Origin of the sequence: Pseudomonas sp. B33.4 (assembly GCF_034555375.1) — a bacterium.
Taxonomy (GTDB): Bacteria; Pseudomonadota; Gammaproteobacteria; order Pseudomonadales; family Pseudomonadaceae; genus Aquipseudomonas.
In genome coordinates this window covers 5415502-5438323 of sequence record NZ_CP140706.1, presented here as the reverse complement: position 1 = coordinate 5438323, position 22822 = coordinate 5415502, and the positions used below count along the sequence as shown (strand labels likewise).

General features: G+C 59.9%; 22 protein-coding genes and 1 other RNA gene. 19 read left to right on the top strand and 4 right to left on the bottom strand.

Going from position 1 to position 22822, the window contains the following annotated elements:
* Positions 1–164 precede the first annotated feature (164 nt).
* The 5 genes from petA to U6037_RS23905 all read left to right on the top strand — a co-directional run bounded on the left by petA (position 165) and on the right by U6037_RS23905 (position 3945).
* Positions 165–758, top strand: a complete 594-nt coding sequence (gene petA, locus U6037_RS23925; RefSeq protein WP_007917031.1) for a ubiquinol-cytochrome c reductase iron-sulfur subunit — start codon at positions 165–167, stop codon at positions 756–758.
* A complete protein-coding gene (locus U6037_RS23920) occupies positions 758–1969 on the top strand; it encodes a cytochrome b (protein WP_007917029.1) in 1212 nt (403 codons plus the stop codon). The genes petA and U6037_RS23920 overlap by 1 nt, the downstream gene beginning before the upstream one ends.
* Positions 1969–2751 carry a cytochrome c1 gene (locus U6037_RS23915; RefSeq protein WP_123595751.1) on the top strand — a complete coding sequence of 261 codons (783 nt, stop codon included), beginning with the start codon at positions 1969–1971 and terminating at the stop codon, positions 2749–2751. Before U6037_RS23920 ends, U6037_RS23915 begins: the two co-directional genes overlap by 1 nt.
* Before the next feature lie 146 nt (positions 2752–2897).
* Entirely contained in the window at positions 2898–3515 is a 618-nt protein-coding gene (locus U6037_RS23910; RefSeq protein WP_007917025.1) for a glutathione S-transferase N-terminal domain-containing protein, read from the top strand.
* Positions 3516–3531: 16 nt separating this feature from the next.
* On the top strand, positions 3532–3945 hold the full coding sequence (locus U6037_RS23905) for a ClpXP protease specificity-enhancing factor (protein ID WP_064120489.1): 414 nt from the start codon (positions 3532–3534) through the stop codon (positions 3943–3945).
* Between the two features lie 148 nt (positions 3946–4093).
* On the opposite strand, the gene U6037_RS23900 is transcribed toward U6037_RS23905, so the two are convergent.
* The 4 genes from U6037_RS23900 to U6037_RS23885 all read right to left on the bottom strand — a co-directional run bounded on the left by U6037_RS23900 (position 4094) and on the right by U6037_RS23885 (position 7540).
* Entirely contained in the window at positions 4094–4672 is a 579-nt protein-coding gene (locus U6037_RS23900; RefSeq protein WP_007917023.1) for a BON domain-containing protein, read from the bottom strand.
* Positions 4669–5262 carry a phosphoheptose isomerase gene (locus U6037_RS23895; protein WP_236484915.1) on the bottom strand — a complete coding sequence of 198 codons (594 nt, stop codon included), beginning with the start codon at positions 5260–5262 and terminating at the stop codon, positions 4669–4671. The genes U6037_RS23900 and U6037_RS23895 overlap by 4 nt, the downstream gene beginning before the upstream one ends.
* A 104-nt stretch (positions 5263–5366) precedes the next feature.
* Positions 5367–5729, bottom strand: coding sequence for a YraN family protein (locus tag U6037_RS23890; protein ID WP_127929715.1), 363 nt, complete (start codon positions 5727–5729; stop codon positions 5367–5369).
* Positions 5729–7540, bottom strand: a complete 1812-nt coding sequence (locus U6037_RS23885; protein WP_322844748.1) for a penicillin-binding protein activator — start codon at positions 7538–7540, stop codon at positions 5729–5731. Before U6037_RS23885 ends, U6037_RS23890 begins: the two co-directional genes overlap by 1 nt.
* 177 nt (positions 7541–7717) lie before the next feature.
* On the opposite strand from U6037_RS23885, the gene rsmI reads away from it, so the two are divergent.
* The 14 genes from rsmI (at position 7718) to U6037_RS23815 (ending at position 22821) form a co-directional block, all read left to right on the top strand.
* Entirely contained in the window at positions 7718–8623 is a 906-nt protein-coding gene (gene rsmI, locus U6037_RS23880) for a 16S rRNA (cytidine(1402)-2'-O)-methyltransferase (protein ID WP_322844747.1), read from the top strand.
* A gap of 73 nt (positions 8624–8696) precedes the next feature.
* Positions 8697–9050: RNase P RNA component class A (gene rnpB / locus U6037_RS23875), an RNA gene on the top strand.
* A gap of 402 nt (positions 9051–9452) precedes the next feature.
* Positions 9453–9908, top strand: a complete 456-nt coding sequence (gene mraZ, locus U6037_RS23870; RefSeq protein ID WP_007917012.1) for a division/cell wall cluster transcriptional repressor MraZ — start codon at positions 9453–9455, stop codon at positions 9906–9908.
* A complete protein-coding gene (gene rsmH, locus U6037_RS23865) occupies positions 9905–10852 on the top strand; it encodes a 16S rRNA (cytosine(1402)-N(4))-methyltransferase RsmH (RefSeq protein ID WP_008082779.1) in 948 nt (315 codons plus the stop codon). Before mraZ ends, rsmH begins: the two co-directional genes overlap by 4 nt.
* Positions 10849–11142 carry a cell division protein FtsL gene (gene ftsL / locus U6037_RS23860; protein WP_007917008.1) on the top strand — a complete coding sequence of 98 codons (294 nt, stop codon included), beginning with the start codon at positions 10849–10851 and terminating at the stop codon, positions 11140–11142. Before rsmH ends, ftsL begins: the two co-directional genes overlap by 4 nt.
* On the top strand, positions 11142–12881 hold the full coding sequence (locus U6037_RS23855; protein ID WP_242206863.1) for a peptidoglycan D,D-transpeptidase FtsI family protein: 1740 nt from the start codon (positions 11142–11144) through the stop codon (positions 12879–12881). Before ftsL ends, U6037_RS23855 begins: the two co-directional genes overlap by 1 nt.
* Positions 12881–14344 (top strand): UDP-N-acetylmuramoyl-L-alanyl-D-glutamate--2,6-diaminopimelate ligase, encoded by a 1464-nt coding sequence (locus U6037_RS23850; protein WP_322844746.1) that lies wholly within the window; start codon positions 12881–12883, stop codon positions 14342–14344. The genes U6037_RS23855 and U6037_RS23850 overlap by 1 nt, the downstream gene beginning before the upstream one ends.
* Complete coding sequence (locus U6037_RS23845) at positions 14337–15704, top strand: UDP-N-acetylmuramoyl-tripeptide--D-alanyl-D-alanine ligase (protein ID WP_322844745.1); 1368 nt, start codon at positions 14337–14339, stop codon at positions 15702–15704. The genes U6037_RS23850 and U6037_RS23845 overlap by 8 nt, the downstream gene beginning before the upstream one ends.
* Positions 15704–16786, top strand: coding sequence for a phospho-N-acetylmuramoyl-pentapeptide-transferase (gene mraY, locus U6037_RS23840; protein WP_007917000.1), 1083 nt, complete (start codon positions 15704–15706; stop codon positions 16784–16786). The genes U6037_RS23845 and mraY overlap by 1 nt, the downstream gene beginning before the upstream one ends.
* Before the next feature lie 5 nt (positions 16787–16791).
* Positions 16792–18138 carry a UDP-N-acetylmuramoyl-L-alanine--D-glutamate ligase gene (gene murD / locus U6037_RS23835; protein WP_322844744.1) on the top strand — a complete coding sequence of 449 codons (1347 nt, stop codon included), beginning with the start codon at positions 16792–16794 and terminating at the stop codon, positions 18136–18138.
* A complete protein-coding gene (ftsW, locus tag U6037_RS23830; protein WP_016987575.1) occupies positions 18135–19352 on the top strand; it encodes a putative lipid II flippase FtsW in 1218 nt (405 codons plus the stop codon). Before murD ends, ftsW begins: the two co-directional genes overlap by 4 nt.
* Positions 19342–20412, top strand: coding sequence for an undecaprenyldiphospho-muramoylpentapeptide beta-N-acetylglucosaminyltransferase (murG, locus tag U6037_RS23825; RefSeq protein WP_064392864.1), 1071 nt, complete (start codon positions 19342–19344; stop codon positions 20410–20412). Before ftsW ends, murG begins: the two co-directional genes overlap by 11 nt.
* Positions 20405–21865 carry a UDP-N-acetylmuramate--L-alanine ligase gene (gene murC, locus U6037_RS23820; RefSeq protein ID WP_150795708.1) on the top strand — a complete coding sequence of 487 codons (1461 nt, stop codon included), beginning with the start codon at positions 20405–20407 and terminating at the stop codon, positions 21863–21865. The genes murG and murC overlap by 8 nt, the downstream gene beginning before the upstream one ends.
* Positions 21862–22821, top strand: a complete 960-nt coding sequence (locus tag U6037_RS23815) for a D-alanine--D-alanine ligase (protein ID WP_242206793.1) — start codon at positions 21862–21864, stop codon at positions 22819–22821. Before murC ends, U6037_RS23815 begins: the two co-directional genes overlap by 4 nt.
* The last annotated feature ends 1 nt before the right edge of the window (position 22822 follow it).

Genomic DNA, 22822 nt, shown 5'->3' with positions numbered 1-22822 from the left:
TAGACCCCCTATACTGCAAGGCTTGAGGGTACGAGCTCCGGGTAATTCCCTTGTCAGAATTGGGGCTTTTCATTACCATCTCGGCAAAATTTTTATAAGTAACATTGATTTATTTAGTAGATGCCTGATTTAACAGGCCACAAAAGCTGATGGGAGAGGACTGAATGAGCAATGACGGCGTGAATGCAGGCCGGCGTCGCTTCTTGGTAGCAGCCACATCCGTGGTGGGTGCTGCAGGAGCGGTGGGGGCTGCGGTCCCGTTCGTGGGGTCATGGTTTCCCAGTGCCAAGGCGAAAGCCGCTGGTGCACCGGTGAAAGTGAATGTCAGCAAAATCGAGCCAGGACAGCAGATGATTGCTGAGTGGCGCGGCCAGCCGGTGTTCATTGTTCGTCGTACCGAGGAAATCCTGGGGAATCTCAAGAAGATCGAGGGCCAGCTCTCCGATCCAACCTCCAAAAACTCCACGCAACCCACCTATGTCGACCCTGAAGTGCGTTCGATCAAGCCGGAAATTCTGCTGCTGATCGGGATCTGCACACACCTGGGTTGCTCACCAACTTTCCGTCCCGAAGTGGCACCTGCGGATCTTGGCAAAGACTGGGTCGGTGGCTATTTCTGCCCTTGCCACGGTTCTCACTACGATCTGGCTGGCCGCGTCTACAAGTCGCAACCTGCGCCTTTGAACCTGCCAGTTCCCCCGCATTCCTATGAGACCGATGACCTGATTGTCATTGGCGTCGATACGGAGAAAGCGTGATGAGCAAGTTCATGGATTGGGTTGATGCGCGCTTCCCTGCGACCAAAATGTGGGAAGACCATCTCAGCAAGTATTACGCTCCAAAAAACTTCAACTTCTTCTACTTCTTCGGCTCCCTGGCGCTGCTGGTTCTGGTGAATCAAATCGTCACCGGTGTCTGGCTGACGATGAGCTACACGCCGTCGGCAGAAGAAGCCTTCGCTTCCGTCGAATACATCATGCGTGACGTCGAGTACGGCTCGATCCTGCGTCTGCTGCACTCGACCGGTGCTTCGGCGTTCTTCATCGTGGTTTATCTGCACATGTTCCGTGGTCTGCTCTACGGCTCCTATCAGAAGCCGCGTGAGCTGGTCTGGGTCTTCGGCATGCTGATTTATCTGGCGCTGATGGCCGAAGCGTTCATGGGTTACCTGCTGCCATGGGGTCAGATGTCCTACTGGGGTGCCCAGGTAATCATCTCGCTGTTCGGTGCGATTCCGGTCATCGGCAACGACCTGACTCAGTGGATTCGTGGTGACTACCTGATCTCGGGGATTACCCTGAACCGCTTCTTCGCCTTGCACGTTGTCGCGCTGCCGATCGTGATTCTCGGTCTGGTGGTGCTGCACATTCTGGCGTTGCACGAAGTGGGTTCGAACAACCCTGATGGCGTCGATATCAAGAAGCACAAAGACGAAAACGGCATCCCGCTGGATGGCATTGCCTTCCACCCGTACTACACCGTGAAAGACATTGTCGGTGTTGTAGTGTTCCTGTTTATCTTCTGCTTCATTGTGTTCTTCTTCCCGGAAATGGGCGGTTACTTCCTCGAAAAACCAAACTTTGAGCAAGCCAACCCGTTCAAGACGCCAGAGCACATTGCCCCGGTTTGGTACTTCACGCCGTTCTACGCAATCCTGCGTGCAATCCCGGACAAACTCATGGGCGTTATCGCCATGGGTGCGGCGATTGCGGTGCTGTTCGTGCTGCCGTGGCTCGATCGCAGTCCGGTCAAATCGATGCGCTATAAAGGCTGGATGAGCAAAATCTGGCTGCTGGTGTTCTGCATTTCGTTCGTGATTCTCGGCATTCTCGGTGTGCTTGCGCCGACGCCGGAGCGAACCCTGCTGTCGCAGGTCTGCACCTTCCTGTACTTCGCCTACTTCATTCTGATGCCGTTCTACACCAGGCTCGAGAAGACCAAACCGGTTCCGGAAAGGGTGACTGGCTGATGAAAAAGTTATTTTTTGCTCTGATTTTTGCTGCGTTGCCTGTGCTGTCTTTCGCCGCTGAACACGGTGGTCCGGAGCTGGAAAAAGTCGACATCGATGTCTCCGATAAAGCTGCCCTGCAGGACGGTGCGCGCACCTTCGCCAACTATTGCATGGGCTGCCACAGTGCCAAGTTCCAGCGTTATGAGCGCGTCGCCGATGACCTCGGTGTGCCGCACGAGCTGATGCTGGAGAAGCTGGTGTTCACCGGCGCCAAGATCGGTGATCACATGAACATCGGCATGCAACCGGCGGACGCCAAGACCTGGTTTGGCGCAGCGCCGCCGGACCTGACCCTGGTGGCTCGCGTGCGTGGCACTGATTGGCTTTACGGTTACCTGCGTTCGTTCTACGAGGATCCTGCACGTCCATGGGGTGTGAACAACAAGGTCTTCCCGAACGTCGGCATGCCTAACGTGCTGGTCGGCCTTCAGGGTCGTCAGGTCGTGGGCTGCAAGCAGGTGCAGATCGTCGAAGACGGCAAGAAGCAATATGATCCGCTGACCGGTACGCCTCTGACACATGAGGCGTGCGATCAACTGACCATCGTGCCGAAATCCGGTGCTCTGAACGAAGAGCAGTTCGATGAGAAGGTCAAGAATCTGGTAACCTTCCTGGCTTACTCGGCTAACCCGGTTAAGCTGCAACATCAGCGCATCGGTACTTACGTCTTGCTGTACCTGGCGTTCTTCTTTGTGTTCGCCTACCTGCTCAAGCGTGAATACTGGAAAGACGTGCACTGATACGCTTCAAGCATTGCTGTTAATCGCGCGCGCCCAAGGGCGCCTCCGATAACGCAACGTCTGGTCAGCCAGAGGTTGCGGGAGGCGCCCTCTGGGCGCGCGCGTTTTTCCGGTTCCGATAATTTCAACAAGCGAGGAGGATCGCCATGGGCGTGACCAATCGGTTGGCCTGTTACTCCGACCCCGCCGACCACTATTCCCACCGAGTGCGCATTGTGCTTGCAGAGAAGGGTGTCAGCGCCGAGATCATTTATGTGGAAGCTGGTCGCCAGCCGCCTAAACTGATTGAGGTAAACCCTTACGGCAGTCTGCCGACGCTGGTCGATCGTGACCTGGCGTTGTGGGAGTCGACCGTGGTGATGGAATATCTGGATGAGCGTTACCCGCATCCGCCATTGATGCCGGTTTACCCGGTGGCGCGTGCCAACAGCCGTTTGCTGATTCATCGTATTCAGCGCGACTGGTGTGGTCTGGTGGATCTGATTCTGGATCCCAAGTCCAAGGAGGCCGCGCGAGTCGTGGCGCGCAAGGAATTGCGTGAAAGCCTGACGGGCGTGTCGCCATTGTTTGCCGACAAGCCGTTTTTCCTCAGTGAGGAACAAAGTCTGGTGGATTGCTGCCTATTGCCAATACTCTGGCGTTTGCCGATTCTGGGTATTGAACTGCCGCGGCCAGCCAAGCCGCTGCTTGATTATATGGAGCGCTCGTTTGCGCGTGAGGCTTTCCAGGCGAGTCTGTCTGGTGTCGAACGCGATATGCGCTAAGGCTTAAGGAGCCGCTATGAACTCCAGTCGACCTTATCTGGTCCGCGCGCTCTATGAGTGGATTGTTGATAACGATTGCACCCCGCACATGCTGGTCAACTCTGAATACCCGGCAGTGCAGGTGCCGCAGGGTTTCGCCAGTGACGGCCAGATCGTCCTGAACATCTCGCCGAGTGCTGTGCGTCATCTGCACATGGACAATGACGTGGTGACCTTCGAGGGTCGCTTCGGTGGCGTTCCGCACAGCTTGTACGTGCCGATCAGTGCGATTCTGGGTATCTATGCCCGGGAGAACGGTCAAGGCATGGTGTTCGATCTCGAGTCGCCGATGGATGACGAGGAAGAGATCGAGGCGGATGACGACTTGCCGCCACCGGACAGCGAGCCGCCGCGCCCTAGCGGCCGGCCAAGCCTGAAGGTGGTGAAGTAATAAAAAAGGCGATCCGGATGGATCGCCTTTTTTATTACGTAGGAGCTGCCGAAGGCTGCGATCTTTTGATCTTGCTTTAAAAGATCAGGATCAAAAGATCGTCCGATCGCGGCCCGAGCCTTCGGCAGCTCCTACACAAGGTTGTGCGTCAGTCTATGTATTCGAACAGCTTGACGATTTTCTGTACGCCGGAAACACCCTGCACCAGGTTGGTTGCCTGAGTGGCTTCCTGTTTGGTCAGCAGGCCCAGCAGGTAGACGATACCGTTCTCGGTCACGACCTTGATGCGCGAGCCAGGAATGCTGGCGTCGGTAAGCATTTGGGTCTTGATCTTGGACGTCAGCCAGGTGTCGTTCTGGCGCGCCAGGAAGCCGGACGGCGGTATGACCTGCAGTTCGTTGTGAACGGTTTTAACTCGCTGGACGGCGGCAGCTGCTTGTTCAGCCTTGGCTTTCAAATCTGCGCGAGGCGTTTGACCGGCCAGCAATACCACGCCGTTGAAACTGGTGACGACGATGTGCGAATCGTTGTCCAGGGCCGGGTCGGCTTTGGCCACGTTTACGCCCACTTTGGTTTCGATCAACGAGTCGTCGATCTTGCTGCCGAAGGTGCGGGTACCGCGGTCGTCATCGATCGGCGCTTCACGGCTGGCGTTCACCACCGAGGTGCAGCCGCTGATGCCGAGGCACAGGGTCAAGGCCAGAAGGCCAAGGCGATTAGGGGTCATTCTTCACTCCCGAACAGTTGGCTGTCGATCAGATCGCAAAGGCAATGGATCGCCAGCAAGTGGACTTCTTGAATACGTGCAGTGACATTGGCCGGTACGCGAATCTCGACGTCCTCGGGCAACAGCAGCGACGCCATGCCGCCGCCATCGCGTCCGGTCAAAGCTACGACAATCATTTCGCGATCATGTGCGGCCTGGATCGCTTGAATAATGTTCGCCGAGTTACCGCTGGTCGAAATCGCCAGCAAGACGTCGCCAGGCTGACCGAGCGCGCGGATCTGTTTGGAGAACACTTCGTTGTAGCTGTAGTCGTTGGCGATCGAGGTGATCGTCGAGGTGTCGGTGGTCAGGGCGATAGCCGGCAGGCTCGGGCGCTCGCGCTCGAAGCGGTTGAGCAGCTCCGAAGAGAAGTGCTGGGCATCACCGGCCGAGCCGCCATTGCCGCACGAAAGCATTTTGCCCTCGTTGAGCAGGGCGTTGACCATGACCTGGCTGGCTTGCTCGATGTGCGGTGCAAGTACGTCCATCGCCTGTTGCTTGGTGTCGATACTGGCCTGGAAAAGCTGGCGAATTCGGGATTGCATGTCCATCTGTGTGACCTTAAGTAGCGCGGCTGTCCGGCACATGAATGTGCAGCCCGCAAAGCAAAGAGCAAAATTTGTCGGTGGGATTGTCCGGGTCGCAACGCCAACGATCAACTGTCGAAAGCATTCTGCAACCAGTTCAGCTGATCCGGATGGCTGTCGATAGCCACCACGTCGAAGCGGCAAGGGGAATTGGCCCAACGCGACTCGCGCTGAAGAAAATACTGCGCAGCGAAAATCAGCTTCTGCTGCTTGCGCTCATCGATGCTAGCGAGCGCGCCACCCCATTGAGTGTTTTTTCTGTAGCGAACTTCAACGAATACTACTGTATCGCCATCAAGCATGACCAGATCAAGCTCGCCGCGTTTACAAAACCAGTTCTGCGCCAGCAGGCGCAGACCTTGTTGTTGCAGATGCTCGAGCGCCTGGCGCTCGGCATCTTTGCCGCTTTGCGAGCGTGACCTGTCGGGCATCAGCGCGGGGTGTCCGGCAGGCGTTGAACCTGACCGCTGACGAACTGCGCCCAAGGCAACTGACGCACAACACGTTGGGTCTGGGTCATGCCGAGGCTGCCCGATTCACCATCAATGCGGCTGTCCGGCAGGGCTTTGAGTTGGCCCAGGCGCGGCGCCAGACGATAGGCATCGACACCCATTGCATACAGGCGGCCGAGGCTGCCGGCGGCTTGCGGCCATTGTGCAACCACCTGCTGACGCAGTGGATCGCTGTTGTCCAGCAGCCACGGCGTTTCGCAGAAGCGAATGCCGGTCATGTCGTTGTACTGGTTGACGTCGCCGCTGGCACTGTAAACGTGCGAGGTCGCGTAAACCGGAACATCGCCTGCGTATTGGAAGTTCAGGGTCGGCTTGATCTGCTGCGCCTGTTGCGGCGTGGCGGCCAGGAAGATGAATTCGATGTCCTGACGACGCGACGGCTGCGCTGCTACGTTGGTGCCAGCCGCATTCTGCAGGCTCTTGGCGCGGGCTTCGCTCTGACGCAGCTGGAACATGTCGGCGATCTGCTGTGCCAGTTGCACCGGCTGATCAACGCGCTCGGTGGCGACGATGCTGCCACCGTTGGCCTGCCAGTCCTGGCTGAATGCGCGCAGGACGCGGTCGCCCCATTCGCCTTTCGGTACCATGATCGCAGCGCGGTGCAGACCATCGGCACGGGCACGGCGCGAGACTTCGCGGGCTTCGTCTTCGGCGGCCAGACCAAACTGGAACAGCTGCGCCGGGCCTTGATCGCCTTCGCTGTAGTTCAGCGCGAGGGTGGTGATCGGCAGTTGCGGACGGGTGCTCAGTTGTTTGACCAGTGGTTTTTCCAGCGGTCCGACGACCAGTTGCACGCCGTCAGCCTGAGCCTTGCGGTAGAACTCGTCCATCGAAGTCAGTTTCGAGCTGTCGTAGAACTCGATCGCTGGCGGCTTCTGTCCGGCCTGTTGCGCCTGATAGTGCGCAGCCATGAAGCCTTCACGCAGTGCCTTGCCAACGGCGGCCAGTGGACCGTCTTGTGGCAGCAGCAGGGCGATCTTGCTCAGCGGCTGGCTGGCCAGTTCCTTGAGTTTGGTCAGCGGCAGCGGCAGGTTGATTGCGGCCGGGTGCTTTGGATTCTGCGCGCGCCAGGTGTCGATTGCGGCTTGCTGTTGTTCCAGCGTGCCGGCGGATTTCACGGCTAGCGCCAGACCCATCCAGCCGCCGAGATCGTCGGTGGTGTTGGGTTGCAGCTGGTCAGTCGGCAGCGAGCCAATCAGTGTCCAGATGGCTTCGTGGTTCTTGCTCGCGGCTTCGCCTTGCAGCATCGGCGCGATGAACACGCGTTCGCGCGCGGCGGCCAGGGTCTGACCGTCGGCTTCAAGGGCGCGGGCGTGAACGGTGCCGGTGCGCACTTGCTGCTCTTCAGGCATCTCGCCCAAATGCTGCAGGCTTGGGTGGCTGAGGGCAGTCAGCGCGGCTTTCGGCTGATTGCGAGTCATCGCCAGTTCAGCGTTCAAGGTGCTGGCGAAAATCTGCTGGCCTGGCTTGAGTTGCTCCATCGGTACTTGTTGCAGGATTTGCGCGGACTGTCCGGCATTGCCCTGGCGGTAAGCCAGATCCGCAGCGCTGAGGCGCAACAGAGCGGCTTTTTCCGGGGTTTTCGCCTGGGTCGCCTGTTCGAGCAGTTGCTCGATGCTGGCATCCGGGGTCCGTGGAAGTTCGCCAAGGCTGGAGGAAGGGGAGCTGGCGCAAGCCGCCAACAGGGCAGCGAGGCAGAGGGCAGTGAACAGCCGCAGGCAAGCGATCATGTAAGTGTTCCTGATACTCGATCAAATTAGCGTCGAATTGTACCCAAGCACTGGCCGGGGCGCGATGTTAGTGGCGTGAAACGGACAATTTAGCTGGAGTAAATGTTGCGGCGGCGCACAACTGCGTACAAAACCGGGCTCGGCTTGAACGCATCGCAAGTCTCGTGACGCGCTACAATGGTTGCTTTTACCGATCACGAGGTGTGCGCTTTGACTGCTCCAGGTTCCCTGAATTCCGCTGCTGGCTCGCTTTTTGTGGTGGCGACGCCCATCGGCAACCTGGACGACATCAGCGCCCGGGCCCTGAAAATCCTTCGCGAAGTGGCACTGATCGCTGCCGAAGACACTCGCCATTCGGCGCGCCTGATGCAGCACTTCGGGATTGCCACGCCGCTGGCCGCCTGTCACGAACATAACGAAAGAGATGAAGGTAGCCGCTTTATTACTCGTTTGTTGGCCGGTGACAACGTGGCGCTGATTTCCGATGCGGGGACGCCGCTGATTTCCGATCCGGGTTATCACCTGGTCCGTCAGGCCCGTGCGGCCGGGATCAATGTGGTGCCGGTGCCGGGCGCCTGTGCCTTGATCGCAGCGCTGTCAGCAGCCGGTCTGCCGTCTGACCGCTTCATCTTTGAAGGCTTCCTTCCAGCCAAATCGGTTGGGCGCAAGGCGCGTCTGGAAGCAGTTAAAGAAGAGCCGCGCACGCTGATTTTTTATGAAGCTCCGCACCGCATTCTTGAATGCCTGCAGGATATGGAGGCAGTGTTTGGTGGTGAGCGTCAGGCATTGCTCGCCCGTGAAATCACCAAAACCTTTGAAACGCTCAAGGGGTTGCCATTGACCGAGTTGCGCACGTTCGTCGAGTCGGACAGCAATCAGCAGCGCGGCGAATGCGTGGTGCTGGTAGCTGGCTGGACCGCGCCGGAGTCTGAAGACGCAGTGAGTAGCGAGGCGATGCGCATCCTCGATCTGCTCCTCGAAGAAATGCCGCTCAAGCGAGCTGCTGCGTTGGCAGCGCAGATCACCGGCGAGCGCAAAAACGTGCTGTATCAGGTCGCGCTGGATAAACAGAAAGGCGTGTAAGCCGTCGCCCATAGCGGTCTTGAGGCTTTTAGCGCTTGTTCTTCAGGCGCTCTGCCGTTAACCTTCGCGGCGGAGAGTCGATCGGACAGTCGCTGCCCTCTATGAAAATTAGGGGGGGGAGGAAAGTCCGGGCTCCATAGGGCGAAGTGCCAGGTAATGCCTGGGAGGCGTGAGCCTACGGAAAGTGCCACAGAAAATAACCGCCTAAGCGCTTCGGCGCCGGTAAGGGTGAAAAGGTGCGGTAAGAGCGCACCGCACGTCTGGCAACAGTTCGTGGCTAGGTAAACCCCACTTGGAGCAAGACCAAATAGGGTCCCAAGGCGTGGCCCGCGCTGGGACCGGGTAGGTTGCTAAAGATGTCCAGTGATGGCCATCGTAGACGAATGACTGTTCAAGACAGAACCCGGCTTACAGATCGACTCTCCACCTTTTTCTTTCCCTGCTTGAATCAAAGATGACAGGGCTGTGTAATATCAGCAGGCCTGCTCTGAAAGTCCGGCAGCGGCAAACGCAGTAATAGCCATTTCCCACCTTGCTTCAATCATCAGCAGAAGCGCTTTTGTAATACCGAAAAAATCTTACTCTTAACAAATCACTTTAACTTTCGAGCGCAGCTATCAGTGCTGCATCAAGTTATGGGTCGAAACGCTCCGCCAGATTGTCGTTACTCCTCCTTTTAAGCTCCTAAATCTCCGTTCTGTAAGGGTTTTCCTTTAATCCGCGCCTTGACGGTGTGGTGGGCGCATTCCTATAGTGTGCGCAAGTGGCGGAAAGTGGCATGAAGTGGGTTTTTTGAGCTCAAAACGATAAAAATTGGAGAAACGCAGACGTGTTTCGCGGAGCTAACGCTATCAGTCTCGATGCAAAGGGCCGTCTCGCTATGCCGAGCCGGTACCGTGACGAGCTCGATTCGCGTAGTTCCGGCCAATTGATCGTCACCATTGATGCCGTTGATCCATGTCTGTGCGTCTATCCGCTCGACGAGTGGGAAATTATTGAAACCAAGTTGCGCGCACTCCCTTCGCTTCGCGAAGAGAACCGTCGCCTGCAGCGTTTATTGATCGGCAACGCCGTCGACCTCGAGCTCGATGGCAGTGGTCGTTTTCTGGTTCCACCGCGTCTGCGCGAATACGCCAAGCTCGATAAGCGCGCGATGCTGGTAGGCCAACTGAACAAGTTCCAATTGTGGGACGAGGATGCATGGAACGCGGTATCTGCCGCTGACCTTGCTGCTATTCAACAACCGGGCGCGATGCCTGATGAACTGCGTGATTTGATCCTGTGACTATTGATAGCGGCTTTAACCACATCACCGTACTGCTTGACGAAGCCGTCGAGGCTCTCGCCGTACGTCCTGATGGCTGCTATCTGGACGGTACGTTCGGGCGCGGCGGCCATAGCCGGCTGATCCTCAGCCAGCTCGGCACGGACGGTCGGCTCATCGGCTTCGACAAAGATCCACAAGCGATTGCCACTGGGCAAACGCTAGCGGCCGAAGACGGCCGCTTTGTCGTTGTGCAGCGCAGCTTTGCCGAGCTCGGTTCGGTGGTCGCCGAGCAAGGTCTGAGCGGCAAGGTCAGCGGCATTCTGCTTGACCTCGGCGTGTCTTCGCCGCAGCTCGACGACGCTGAACGCGGCTTCAGTTTCCTCAACGACGGTCCGCTGGACATGCGCATGGACCCGTCCCGTGGCATCAGCGCTGCCGAATTCGTCAACACCGCGCCGGCTGAGGAAATCGCCCGGGTGTTCAAGGAATACGGCGAAGAACGTTTTTCGGGTCGTATGGCTCGCGCTGTCGCCGAGCGTCGCGATATCAAGCCCTTCGAGCGCACCGCCGATCTGGCCGAAGTATTGAAAGTCGCTAACCCGGCATGGGAAAAGGGCAAGAACCCGGCCACCCGTGCATTTCAGGGTTTGCGCATTCACGTCAACAACGAACTGGGCGATCTGGAAGCCGGCCTCGAAGCTGCACTGGACGCTCTGGAAATTGGTGGCCGTCTGGTGGTGATCAGCTTCCACTCGCTGGAAGACCGCATCGTCAAACTGTTCATGCGCAAGCTGGTGAAAGGCGAAGCCGACAACCTGCCGCGCAACCTGCCGGTTCGCCACGTCGCGTTCGAACCGAAAATCAAAGTCCATGGCAAAGCTCAGACGGCCTCCGACGCCGAACTCAAAGCCAACCCACGTTCCCGTAGCGCTGTCATGCGCGTCGCGGAGAAGCTGCGGTGAGCAAGCTTTTCGCCAAGCCACTGCCCGGCGGCAGCTTTCTGATGCTGCTGCTGTTTATCGGCGTGCTCGTCTCGGCCATCGCCGTGTCGTACAGCGCGCACTGGAACCGGCAGTTGCTCAACACCCTTTATAACGAACTCAGCGTGCGCGACAAGGCGCAGGCCGAGTGGGGCCGTTTGATTCTCGAGCAAAGCACCTGGACTGCGCACAGCCGCATCGAAGTGCTGGCCACCGAACAACTGAAAATGCACATTCCCGGCGCGGCTGACGTGAAGATGGTGGCGCCATGATGAAACTCGAAGGCGCACTGTTCCCATGGCGCTTCCGCCTGATGGTGGCGCTGCTCGGCGTGATGGTCGCGGCGATCTGCTGGCGCATCATCGACCTGCAAGTGGTTGACCGTGACTTCCTCAAAGGTCAGGGCGACGCGCGCAGTCTGCGTCATATTCCGATTCCGGCTCACCGTGGTCTGATCACCGACCGTAACGGCGAGCCTTTGGCCGTAAGTACCCCAGTGACCACGCTGTGGGCCAACGCCAAGGAAATGCAAACGGCCAAAGAGAAATGGCCGGCACTCGCCGCCGCGCTGGGTCAGGACCCTAAAGCCCTGACCGAACGCCTGGAAGCCCAGGCCAACAAAGAATTCATTTACCTGGTGCGCGGATTGACCCCCGAGCAGGGCCAGGCTGTGCTCGACCTGAAAGTGCCGGGCGTTTATGGCATCGAAGAATTCCGCCGGTTCTATCCGGCCGGTGAAGTCACCGCGCACATGGTCGGGTTTACCGACATCGATGACCACGGTCGCGAAGGTGTCGAACTTGCTTATGACGAATGGCTCGCCGGGGTACCCGGCAAGCGGCAGGTCATCAAGGATCGGCGCGGACGGCTGATCAAGGATGTCCAGGTCACCAAAAACGCCAAGGCCGGCAAGCCCTTGGCGTTGTCCATTGACCTGCGTCTGCAATATCTGGCCAACCGCGAACTGCGTAACGCGATCATCGAGAACGGCGCCAAGGCCGGCAGCCTGGTGATCATGGACGTCAAGACCGGCGAGATTCTGGCCATGGTCAACCAGCCGACCTACAACCCGAACAACCGTCGCAATCTGCAACCGGCGATGATGCGTAACCGCGCGATGATCGACGTGTTCGAACCGGGTTCGACCATGAAAGCCATCTCGATGAGCGCGGCGATCGAAACCGGCCGCTGGAAGCCGAGCGACACCGTCGAGGTGTATCCGGGTTCCCTGCAGATCGGCAAGTACACGATCAAAGACGTTTCCAGAACTGAAGGCCCGGTGCTCGATCTGACCGGCATTCTGATCAATTCCAGTAACGTCGGCATGAGCAAGGTCGCCTTCGATATTGGCGGCGAAACGATTTTCCGCCTCGCACAGAAAGTCGGTCTCGGCCAGGACACTGGTCTCGGCTTCCCGGGCGAGCGTGTCGGCAACCTGCCGAACTATCGCGAGTGGCGCAAGGCTGAAACCGCGACGCTGTCCTACGGCTACGGTATTTCCGTAACCGCGATTCAGCTGGTTCACGCGTTCTCGGCGCTGGCCAACAACGGTCGCCTCGCACCGCTGACCCTGATCAAAACCGACAAGATGCCGCAGACCACCCAAGTGCTGCCGGAAGCCGTGGCGAAAACCATGCAAGGCATGCTGACCCAAGTGATCGAAGCACCGCGCGGCGTATTCCGTGCGCAGGTGCCGGCGTATCACGTGGCGGGCAAATCGGGTACTGCGCGCAAGACTTCGGTGGGCACCAAGGGCTATGCGGAAAACTCTTACCGCTCGCTGTTCGCCGGTTTCGGCCCGATGAGCGATCCGCGTTACGCGATTGTGGTGGTGATCGATGAACCATCCAAGGCCGGTTACTTCGGTGGTCTGGTTTCCGCGCCGGTGTTCAGCCGCGTGATGTCCGGCACCCTGCGCCTGATGAACGTCACGCCGGACAACTTGCCGACGACGCAACAAGCCAACGCTACCCCGGTCGTTCCGCTGAAAGCCAATGGAGGGCGCGGCTGATGTCATTAAGTCTGAACAAGATATTCCCCCACGCCGGCCACGATCTATTGATCCGTGAATTGGCGCTGGACAGCCGCAACGTACGCGCGGGCGATCTGTTCCTCGCCGTGCCCGGCGGCAAATTCGATGGCCGTGCGCACATTGCCGATGCACTGCAACGTGGCGCGGCAGCGGTGGCGTATGAAGTGGAAGGCGCCACCGTGCTGCCAATCACCGACGTACCGCTGATTCCGGTCAAAGGTCTGGCAGCGCAGCTGTCGGATATCGCCGGGCGTTTTTACGGTGAGCCAAGTCATCACCTGAATCTGATCGGCGTCACCGGCACCAACGGCAAGACCAGCGTGACCCAATTGGTTGCGCAGGCAATGGATCTGCTCGGCCAGCACTGCGGTATCGTCGGCACCTTGGGTTCCGGCTTCTATGGCGCGCTGGAAAGCGGCCTGCACACCACGCCGAATCCGATTGCCGTGCAAGCAACGTTGGGCGACCTGAAAAAGGCCGGCGCCAAAGCCGTGGCCATGGAAGTCTCGTCCCACGGTCTGGATCAGGGCCGCGTCACGGCGCTGGCCTTCGACGTCGCGGTGATGACCAACTTGTCCCGCGATCATCTGGATTACCACGGCAGCATGGAGGCGTACGCCGAAGCCAAGGCCAAGCTGTTCGCCTGGAATGATCTGAAGTGCCGCGTGGTCAACCTCGACGACGATTTCGGCCGGCAACTGGCCGCTGAAAAACGTGAGTCGCGCTTGATCACCTACAGCCTGCTCGACAGCAGTGCCTACCTGTTCTGCCGCGAAGCGCAGTTCGATGACCACGGCGTGCGCGCCACACTGGTCACGCCGCAGGGCGAGCATCATCTGCGCAGCACGCTGCTCGGTCGTTTCAATCTCAGCAACGTGCTGGCAGCGGTCGGTGCACTGTTGGGGCTGGATTACGCGCTCGACGAAATTCTCAAAGTACTGCCGAAACTTGAAGGCCCGGCCGGTCGCATGCAGCGTCTCGGTGGCGGCACGCAGCCATTGGTGGTGGTCGATTACGCGCACACCCCGGACGCGTTGGAAAAAGTTCTGACCGCGTTGCGCCCGCACGTCAAAGGGCGGTTGCTGTGCCTGTTCGGCTGCGGCGGTGACCGTGATCGCGGCAAGCGTCCGTTGATGGCCGAAGTGGTCGAGCGCTTGGCCGATCAGGTGCTGGTCACCGACGACAACCCGCGCACTGAAGATCCTGCAGTGATTTTCGATGACATCCGCGCCGGTTTCACGGCTGTGGATAAAGTCACCTTCGTCGCCGGCCGTGGCCAGGCGATTGCACAACTGATTGCCGGCGCCACCGCCGATGACGTGATTGTTCTGGCCGGTAAAGGTCATGAGGACTATCAGGAAATCAACGGCGTGCGCCATGCCTTCTCGGATCTGGTCGAAGCCGATCACGCCCTGACCGCATGGGAGGTGGCGCATGCTTAAGGCCCTGAAACTCAGCGAACTGACCAACGCGCTCGACGCACGTTTGATCGCCGGCGATGCCAGCTTCGACGGCGTCAGCATCGACAGCCGTGCGATCCAGCCAGGCCAACTGTTTATTGCGTTGACCGGCCCGCGCTTCGACGGTCATGACTATTTGAATGACGTCGCCGCCAAAGGCGCGGTGGCTGCGCTGGTCGAACGCGAAGTCGCCGACAGCACGCTGCCGCAACTGCTGGTCAAAGACACCCGTCAGGCCCTCGGCCAATTGGGCGCGCTGAACCGTGCTGCTTTCACTCAACCAGTTGCAGCGATCACCGGTTCCAGCGGCAAGACCACGGTCAAGGAGATGCTCGCGAGCATCCTGCGCACGCGCGGTCCGGTGCTGGCGACTCGTGGCAACTTGAATAATGACCTCGGCGCGCCGCTGACCCTGCTCGAACTGGCCCCGGAGCACACTTCGGCGGTGATCGAACTGGGCGCTTCGCGTCTCGGCGAAATCGCTTACACCGTGGGTTTGACCAAGCCGCACGTGGCGATCCTGAACAATGCCGGCACTGCTCACGTCGGTGAGTTTGGCGGGCCGGAAAAAATCGTTGAAGCCAAAGGTGAAATCATCGATGGGCTGGCAGCCGACGGCATCGCTGTGCTCAACCTCGATGACAAAGCCTTCGGCATCTGGAAGACCCGAGCCGGCGCGCGCAAAGTACTGACTTTCGCCCTGAGCAACACTCAGGCGGATTTCCATGCGAGCGATTTGACCACTGATGCCCGTGGTTGCCCGGCCTTCAATCTGCACACACCTGAAGGTGTCGAGCGCGTTCAACTGAATCTGCTCGGCACCCACAACGTCGCCAATTCCATGGCTGCCGCCGCTGCCGCGCACGCCTTGGGCGTGTCGCTGTTCGGCATCGCCACCGGGCTTGGCGCCGTGCAACCGGTCAAGGGTCGCACTGTCGCGCAACTGGCGAAAAACGGCATGCGCGTGATCGATGACACTTACAACGCAAACCCCACCTCGATGTGCGCGGCCGTTGATATACTCGCCGGCTTTTCCGGCCGCACCGTCCTGGTGCTCGGAGATATCGGCGAGTTGGGCGATTGGGCGGAGCAGGGGCACCGCGACGTGGGCGAGTACGCCCGGGGCAAGGTTTCCGCGCTTTATGCCGTCGGGCCAAACATGGTTCACGCCGTAAACGCTTTCGGTGAACAGGCGCATCACTTCGGCACGCAAGCCGAACTGATTCAGGCCCTCGACGCCGAGCAGGACACAAACACCACCATTTTGATCAAGGGTTCGCGCAGTGCAGCGATGGAAAACATCGTTGCGGCTCTGTGCGGGTCCAGTCTGGAGAAACATTAATGCTGCTGCTGCTAGCGGAGTATCTGCAACAGTTCTACAAAGGCTTCGCGGTCTTTCAGTACCTGACCCTGCGCGGGATTCTCGGTGTACTGACCGCGCTGGTTTTGTCGCTGTGCTATGGCCCGTGGATGATCCGCACCCTGCAGAACCGTCAGATCGGCCAATCCGTGCGTAACGATGGTCCGCAATCGCACCTGTCCAAGTCGGGTACACCGACCATGGGCGGCGCACTGATTCTGTCCTCGATCGGCGTCAGCACCTTACTTTGGGCTGACCTGAGCAACCGCTACGTCTGGACTGTTCTGCTGGTGACCCTGTTGTTCGGCGCCATCGGCTGGGTCGACGATTACCGCAAAGTCATCGAGAAGAACTCGCGTGGCTTGCCAAGCCGCTGGAAGTATTTCTGGCAGTCGGTGTTTGGCCTCGGCGCGGCGATCTTCCTTTATATGACCGCTTCCACCCCGGTGGAAACCACGCTGATTCTGCCGATGCTCAAGGACTACAGCATTCCGCTGGGCCTCGGTTTCATCGTGCTGACCTACTTTGTGATCGTCGGTTCGAGCAACGCAGTCAACCTGACTGACGGCCTCGACGGTCTGGCGATCATGCCAACCGTGATGGTCGGCGGTGGCCTCGGTATTTTCTGCTACCTGTCGGGTAACGTGAAATTCGCTGAGTACCTGCTGATTCCTTACGTGCCGGGCGCGGGCGAACTGATCGTGTTCTGCGGCGCGCTGATCGGTGCCGGTCTCGGCTTCCTGTGGTTCAACACCTATCCGGCGCAAGTGTTCATGGGCGACGTCGGTGCACTGGCACTCGGCGCGGCACTGGGCACCATCGCGGTGATCGTCCGTCAGGAAATCGTCCTGTTCATCATGGGCGGCGTGTTTGTGATGGAAACCCTGTCAGTCGTCATTCAGGTTGCGTCCTTTAAGCTGACCGGTCGCCGTGTGTTCCGCATGGCACCGATCCACCACCATTTTGAACTCAAGGGCTGGCCCGAGCCGCGCGTGATCGTCCGTTTCTGGATCATCACCGTGATTCTCGTGCTGATCGGCCTTGCCACCCTGAAGCTGAGGTAGAACGAGTGTCTCTGATCGCTTCTGACCACTTCCGCATCGTTGTCGGCCTCGGCAAGAGCGGCATGTCCCTGGTTCGCTTCCTGGCGAACCGGGGCACGTCGTTTGCCGTGGCGGACACGCGGGAAAATCCACCGGAACTGGCCACGCTCAAGCGTGACTATCCGCACGTGGAAGTGCGTTGTGGCGAGCTGGACGTCGAATTCCTGTGCCGTGCCGACGAGCTCTACGTGAGCCCCGGCCTGGCGCTGGCGACCCCGGCCCTGCAAGCCGCTGCGGCCCGTGGCGTGAAACTGTCCGGCGACATCGAGCTGTTCGCGCGTAACGCGCGGGCGCCGATCGTGGCCATCAGCGGTTCCAACGCGAAAAGCACCGTCACCACCCTGGTCGGCGAGATGGCGGCTGCGGCGGGCAAACGCGTCGCCGTCGGCGGCAACCTCGGCACCCCGGCGCTGGATCTGCTCAGCGATGACGTCGAGTTGTACGTGATGGAGCTGTCGAGCTTCCAGCTGGAAACCACCGATCAGCTCAATGCTGAAGTGGCCACCGTGCTGAACATCAGCGAAGACCACATGGATCGCTACAGCGGTCTGCCGGCATACCACCTGGCCAAGCACCGGATCTTCCGTGGTGCCAAGCAGTTCGTGGTTAACCGTCAGGACGCCTTGACCCGTCCGTTGATGGGCGAGGGTCAGCCATGCTGGACCTTCGGTCTGAGCAAACCGGACTTCAAGGCGTTCGGTATTCGTGAAGAAGATGGCGAGAAATACCTGGCCTTCGAATTCCAGAACCTGATGCCGGTGCGTGAACTGAAGATTCGCGGCGCCCATAACCAGTCCAACGCCCTCGCGGCATTGGCGCTGGGGCATGCCGTGGGCCTGCCGTTCGATGCCATGCTTTCGGCCCTGCGCACGTTCGCCGGCCTCGAACATCGCTGCCAGTGGGTGCGTGATCTCGACGGCGTGGCGTACTACAACGATTCCAAAGCCACCAACGTCGGCGCCGCACTGGCCGCCATCGAAGGCTTGGGCGCGGACATCGACGGCAAGGTCATCCTGATCGCCGGTGGCGATGGCAAGGGTGCCGAGTTCAACGACCTGCGTGATCCGGTGGCGGCCAACTGCCGCGCCGTGATCCTGATGGGCCGCGACTCCGACAAGATTGGCGAAGCGATTGGCGATGCCGTGCCATTGATTCGTGCGACCTCGCTGGTCGACGCCGTTGCGCAATGCCGCGCCGCCGCCCAACCGGGTGACGTGGTGCTGCTGTCGCCGGCCTGCGCCAGTTTCGACATGTTCAAGAATTACGAAGACCGTGGTCACCAGTTCGTCCGCGCTGTGGAGGAACTGGCATGAGTCTGTTCAATATTATCAAGCCGTACCCGTCGCCGATCATTACCGGGCGCGGCATCGATCTCGACTTCCCGATGCTCGCCGGTTGCCTGGCGCTGCTCGGTCTCGGTTTGATCATGATCGCCTCGGCATCCACTGAAGTGGCGGCGGCGCAATCGGGCAGTCCGCTGTACTACATGATTCGCCACCTTATTTATGTGGTGCTGGGTCTGGGCGCGTGCATCGTCACCATGATGATTCCGATCGCCACCTGGCAACGCCTCGGCTGGCTGATGCTGATCGGTGCGTTCGGCTTGCTGGTGATGGTGATCATTCCCGGTATCGGCCGCGAAGTGAACGGTTCGATGCGCTGGATCGGTTTCAGCTTCTTCAACGTGCAGCCGTCCGAGATCGCCAAAGTGTTCGTGGTGATCTACCTCGCCGGCTATCTGGTGCGGCGTCAGAAGGAAGTGCGCGAGAGCTGGATGGGCTTCTTCAAGCCGTTCATCGTGCTGCTGCCGATGGCCGGTCTGTTGCTGATGGAGCCGGACTTCGGTGCCACCGTCGTGATGATGGGCGCTGCGGCGGCGATGCTGTTCCTCGGCGGGGTCGGACTGTTCCGCTTCTCGCTGATGGTGGTGTTGGCGGTCGGGGCCGTGGTCCTGCTGATTCAGATGCAGCCATATCGTATGGCGCGTCTGACCAACTTCGCCGATCCGTGGGCTGACCAGTTCGGCGCCGGCTATCAGTTGTCGCAAGCGTTGATCGCCTTCGGTCGCGGTGAATGGCTGGGAGTCGGTCTGGGCAACAGCGTGCAGAAGCAGTTCTACCTGCCGGAAGCGCACACCGACTTCGTGTTCTCGGTGCTGGCTGAAGAATTGGGCGCCGTCGGTTCGCTGTGCACCGTCGCGCTGTTCGTGTTCGTGTGTATTCGCGGCATGTACATCGGCCTGTGGGCGGAGAAAGCCAAACAGTTCTTCGCCGCGTATGTGGCTTACGGTCTGTCGTTCCTGTGGATTGGTCAGTTCCTGATCAACATCGGGGTGAACGTCGGCCTGCTGCCCACCAAAGGTCTGACCTTGCCGTTCCTCAGTTACGGCGGCAGCTCGTTGGTGATCTGCTGTGCCTGCCTTGGCTTGTTGCTGCGGATCGAGTGGGAGAGTCGAACCCATCTGGGCAGTGAAGAGATGGAATTCCATGAGAGCGACTTCGCCGAGGAGCCGAATCATGGGCGCTAACGTATTGATCATGGCCGGCGGCACCGGCGGCCACGTGTTCCCGGCGCTGGCCTGTGCCCGCGAGTTCCAGGCGCGCGGCTACACCGTGCACTGGCTCGGCACACCGCGCGGGATCGAGAACGAACTGGTCCCGGCCGCAGGGCTGGAACTGCACCGCATCAACGCTACCGGCCTGCGCGGCAAGGGCAAGCTGTCGCTGCTCAAGGCGCCGTTCATGCTGTTGAAGTCGGTGTGGCAGGCGCGGGCGATCATTCGTCGCTTGAAGCCAGTGTGTGTGGTCGGCTTCGGTGGTTATGTGACTGGTCCCGGTGGTCTTGCCGCGAAACTGGCCGGCGTGCCGGTGATCGTTCACGAGCAGAACGCTGTGGCCGGCACCGCCAATCGGTTGCTGGTGCCGTTCGCCGCCCGGGTGTGTGAAGCGTTCCCCGACACCTTTACTCTGTCGGACACCCGCCGTACCACCGGAAACCCGGTGCGCAGCGAGCTGTTCCTCGACACATCGCGACCAGCCCTGGCCGGTCGCAAAGCGCGTTTGCTGATCCTCGGCGGAAGCCTTGGCGCAGAACCGTTGAACAAGTTGCTGCCTGAAGCCCTGGCCCAAGTCGCTGCCGATTTGCGCCCGGAAGTGTTTCATCAGGCCGGCAAAAACCACGATGAAGTGACTGCAGAGCGCTACCGCGCCGCCGGCGTCGATGCGCAGGTGCAGCCGTTCATCAAAGACATGGCCCAGGCCTATGGCTGGGCTGACCTGGTGGTGTGCCGTGCAGGCGCATTGACCATCAGTGAGCTGGCTGCCGCCGGTCTGCCCTCGATGCTGGTGCCTTTGCCCCACGCGATCGACGATCACCAGACCCGCAACGCCGATTATTTGGCCCGTGAAGGCGCTGCCTTCCTGATGCCGCAGAGAACGACTGGTGCCGCGGACCTTGCCGCGCGCCTGACAGAGGTCTTGATGCAACCGCAACGACTCGAAGATATGGCCCAAGCGGCCCGCCGTCTGGCGAAACCCGATGCCACCCGTAGCGTGGTCGATACCTGTCTGGAGGTGGCCCATGGTTGAGAATCAGAAAGCCATGCCACAACCGGAAATGCGCCGCATCCGTCGCATCCACTTCGTCGGCATCGGCGGCGTGGGCATGTGCGGGATTGCTGAAGTGTTGTTGAACCTGGGCTATGAAGTCTCCGGTTCCGACCTGAAAGCTTCGCCGGTGACCGAACGTCTGGAATCGTTCGGCGCGCACATCTACATCGGCCACCGTGCAGAGAACGCCGCGACTGCCGATGTGCTGGTGGTGTCGAGCGCTGTGAACACTTCCAATCCGGAAGTCGCGACCGCCCTTGAGCGTCGTATTCCGGTAGTGCCGCGTGCCGAAATGCTCGCCGAACTGATGCGCTATCGCCACGGCATCGCCGTCGCCGGTACACATGGCAAAACCACCACCACCAGCCTGATCGCTTCGGTGTTCGCTGCCGGTGGTCTGGACCCGACGTTCGTTATCGGTGGTCGTCTGAATGCCGCGGGCACCAATGCCCAGCTCGGCACCAGCCGCTACCTGATCGCCGAAGCCGATGAAAGCGATGCGAGTTTCCTGCACCTGCAACCGCTGGTGGCCGTGGTCACCAACATCGACGCCGACCACATGGCGACCTACGACGGTGACTTCAACAAGCTGAAGAAAACCTTCGTCGAGTTCCTGCACAACCTGCCGTTCTACGGTTTGGCGGTGATGTGCCTGGACGATCCGGTGGTGCGCGAAATCCTCCCGCTGGTGAAACGTCCGACCGTGACTTACGGCTTCAGCGAAGACGCTGACGTCCGCGCGATCAATATTCGCCAGCAAGGCATGCAGACCTTCTTCACCGTGCTGCGCCCGGATCGCGAGCCGCTGGACGTGTCGGTGAACATGCCCGGCAACCACAACGTCCTCAACTCGCTGGCGACCATTTGCATCGCCACCGACGAAGGCGTCAGCGATGAAGCCATCGTTCAGGGCCTCTCGGGTTTCCAGGGTGTTGGTCGACGCTTCCAGGTCTACGGCGAACTGCCAGTGGACGGCGGCAACGTGATGCTGGTCGATGACTACGGTCACCACCCGACCGAAGTCGCTGCGGTGATTAAAGCTGTACGCGGTGGCTGGCCGGAGCGCCGTCTGGTGATGGTCTACCAGCCGCACCGTTACAGCCGCACCCGCGATCTGTACGACGATTTCGTCAATGTCCTGGCCGACGCCAACGTGCTGCTGTTGATGGAAGTTTATCCGGCCGGCGAAGAGCCGATCCCGGGCGCCGACAGCCGCAAGCTGTGCAACAGCATCCGCCAGCGCGGCCAGCTCGACCCGATCTACATCGAGCGTGGCGTCGATCTGGCGCCGCTGGTCAAACCGCTGCTGCGCGCGGGCGACATCCTGCTGTGCCAGGGCGCGGGTGATATCGGCGGTCTCGCGCCGAAGCTGTTGAAAAGTGAATTGTTCGCTGGCGCCGTGGCGGCGCCGGTCGAGGGGAAGTTGAAATGACTGCTGCCTACGCCAAGCTGTTTTCCACCATCGCGCCGAAAGACTTCGGCCGCGTCGCCGTGCTCTTCGGCGGCCTGAGTGCCGAGCGTGAGGTTTCGCTGAAATCCGGTAACGCCGTGCTCGACGCACTGCAAAGTGCTGGCGTGGACGCGTTCGGCATCGACGTTGGCGATGACATTCTGCAACGTCTGCTCAGCGAAAAGATTGATCGCGCGTTCATCATTCTTCACGGCCGTGGCGGTGAAGACGGCTCCATGCAGGGCTTGCTCGAAGTGGCGGGCATTCCGTACACCGGCAGCGGCATTCTGGCTTCGGCACTGGCGATGGACAAACTGCGCACCAAGCAGGTCTGGCACAGCCTCGGGATTCCGACGCCGCGTCACGCCGTGCTGTGCAGCGAAGCCGATTGTATTTCGGCAGCGACGGAACTGGGCTTCCCTTTGATCGTCAAACCGGCGCATGAAGGTTCAAGTATCGGGATGGCCAAAGTGAGTTCTGCGTCCGAGTTGATCGACGCATGGAAAGCGGCCAGTACCTACGATTCGCAAGTCTTGGTTGAGCAATGGATTCAAGGTCCGGAGTTCACCATCGCCACCCTGCGTGACCAGGTGTTGCCTCCTATCGCCCTGGGTACACCGCACACGTTCTACGACTACGACGCCAAGTACATCGCCAACGATACCCAGTACCGCATTCCGTGCGGGCTGGATGCCGCCAAGGAACAGGAGCTCATGGATCTCACGGCCAAGGCCAGTGAGGCGCTGGGTATTGCCGGTTGGGGCCGGGCGGACGTGATGCAGGACGCCGACGGGCAGTTCTGGTTCCTGGAAGTGAACACCGCTCCGGGCATGACCGATCACAGTCTGGTGCCGATGGCCGCGCGTGCGGCCGGCCTGGATTTCCAGCAACTGGTTCTGGCCATTCTGGCCGCCAGTGTTGAAGACGCTCGAGGTTAAG

Coding starts and splice junctions, on each gene's coding strand:
- petA (WP_007917031.1), top strand. CDS start 165: ATGAGCAATGACGGCGTGAATGCAGGCCGGCGTCGCTTCTTGGTAGCA.
- U6037_RS23920 (WP_007917029.1), top strand. CDS start 758: ATGAGCAAGTTCATGGATTGGGTTGATGCGCGCTTCCCTGCGACCAAA.
- U6037_RS23915 (WP_123595751.1), top strand. CDS start 1,969: ATGAAAAAGTTATTTTTTGCTCTGATTTTTGCTGCGTTGCCTGTGCTG.
- U6037_RS23910 (WP_007917025.1), top strand. CDS start 2,898: ATGGGCGTGACCAATCGGTTGGCCTGTTACTCCGACCCCGCCGACCAC.
- U6037_RS23905 (WP_064120489.1), top strand. CDS start 3,532: ATGAACTCCAGTCGACCTTATCTGGTCCGCGCGCTCTATGAGTGGATT.
- U6037_RS23900 (WP_007917023.1), bottom strand. CDS start 4,672: ATGACCCCTAATCGCCTTGGCCTTCTGGCCTTGACCCTGTGCCTCGGC.
- U6037_RS23895 (WP_236484915.1), bottom strand. CDS start 5,262: ATGGACATGCAATCCCGAATTCGCCAGCTTTTCCAGGCCAGTATCGAC.
- U6037_RS23890 (WP_127929715.1), bottom strand. CDS start 5,729: ATGCCCGACAGGTCACGCTCGCAAAGCGGCAAAGATGCCGAGCGCCAG.
- U6037_RS23885 (WP_322844748.1), bottom strand. CDS start 7,540: ATGATCGCTTGCCTGCGGCTGTTCACTGCCCTCTGCCTCGCTGCCCTG.
- rsmI (WP_322844747.1), top strand. CDS start 7,718: ATGGTTGCTTTTACCGATCACGAGGTGTGCGCTTTGACTGCTCCAGGT.
- U6037_RS23855 (WP_242206863.1), top strand. CDS start 11,142: ATGAAACTCGAAGGCGCACTGTTCCCATGGCGCTTCCGCCTGATGGTG.
- U6037_RS23850 (WP_322844746.1), top strand. CDS start 12,881: ATGTCATTAAGTCTGAACAAGATATTCCCCCACGCCGGCCACGATCTA.
- U6037_RS23845 (WP_322844745.1), top strand. CDS start 14,337: ATGCTTAAGGCCCTGAAACTCAGCGAACTGACCAACGCGCTCGACGCA.
- mraY (WP_007917000.1), top strand. CDS start 15,704: ATGCTGCTGCTGCTAGCGGAGTATCTGCAACAGTTCTACAAAGGCTTC.
- ftsW (WP_016987575.1), top strand. CDS start 18,135: ATGAGTCTGTTCAATATTATCAAGCCGTACCCGTCGCCGATCATTACC.
- murG (WP_064392864.1), top strand. CDS start 19,342: ATGGGCGCTAACGTATTGATCATGGCCGGCGGCACCGGCGGCCACGTG.
- murC (WP_150795708.1), top strand. CDS start 20,405: ATGGTTGAGAATCAGAAAGCCATGCCACAACCGGAAATGCGCCGCATC.
- U6037_RS23815 (WP_242206793.1), top strand. CDS start 21,862: ATGACTGCTGCCTACGCCAAGCTGTTTTCCACCATCGCGCCGAAAGAC.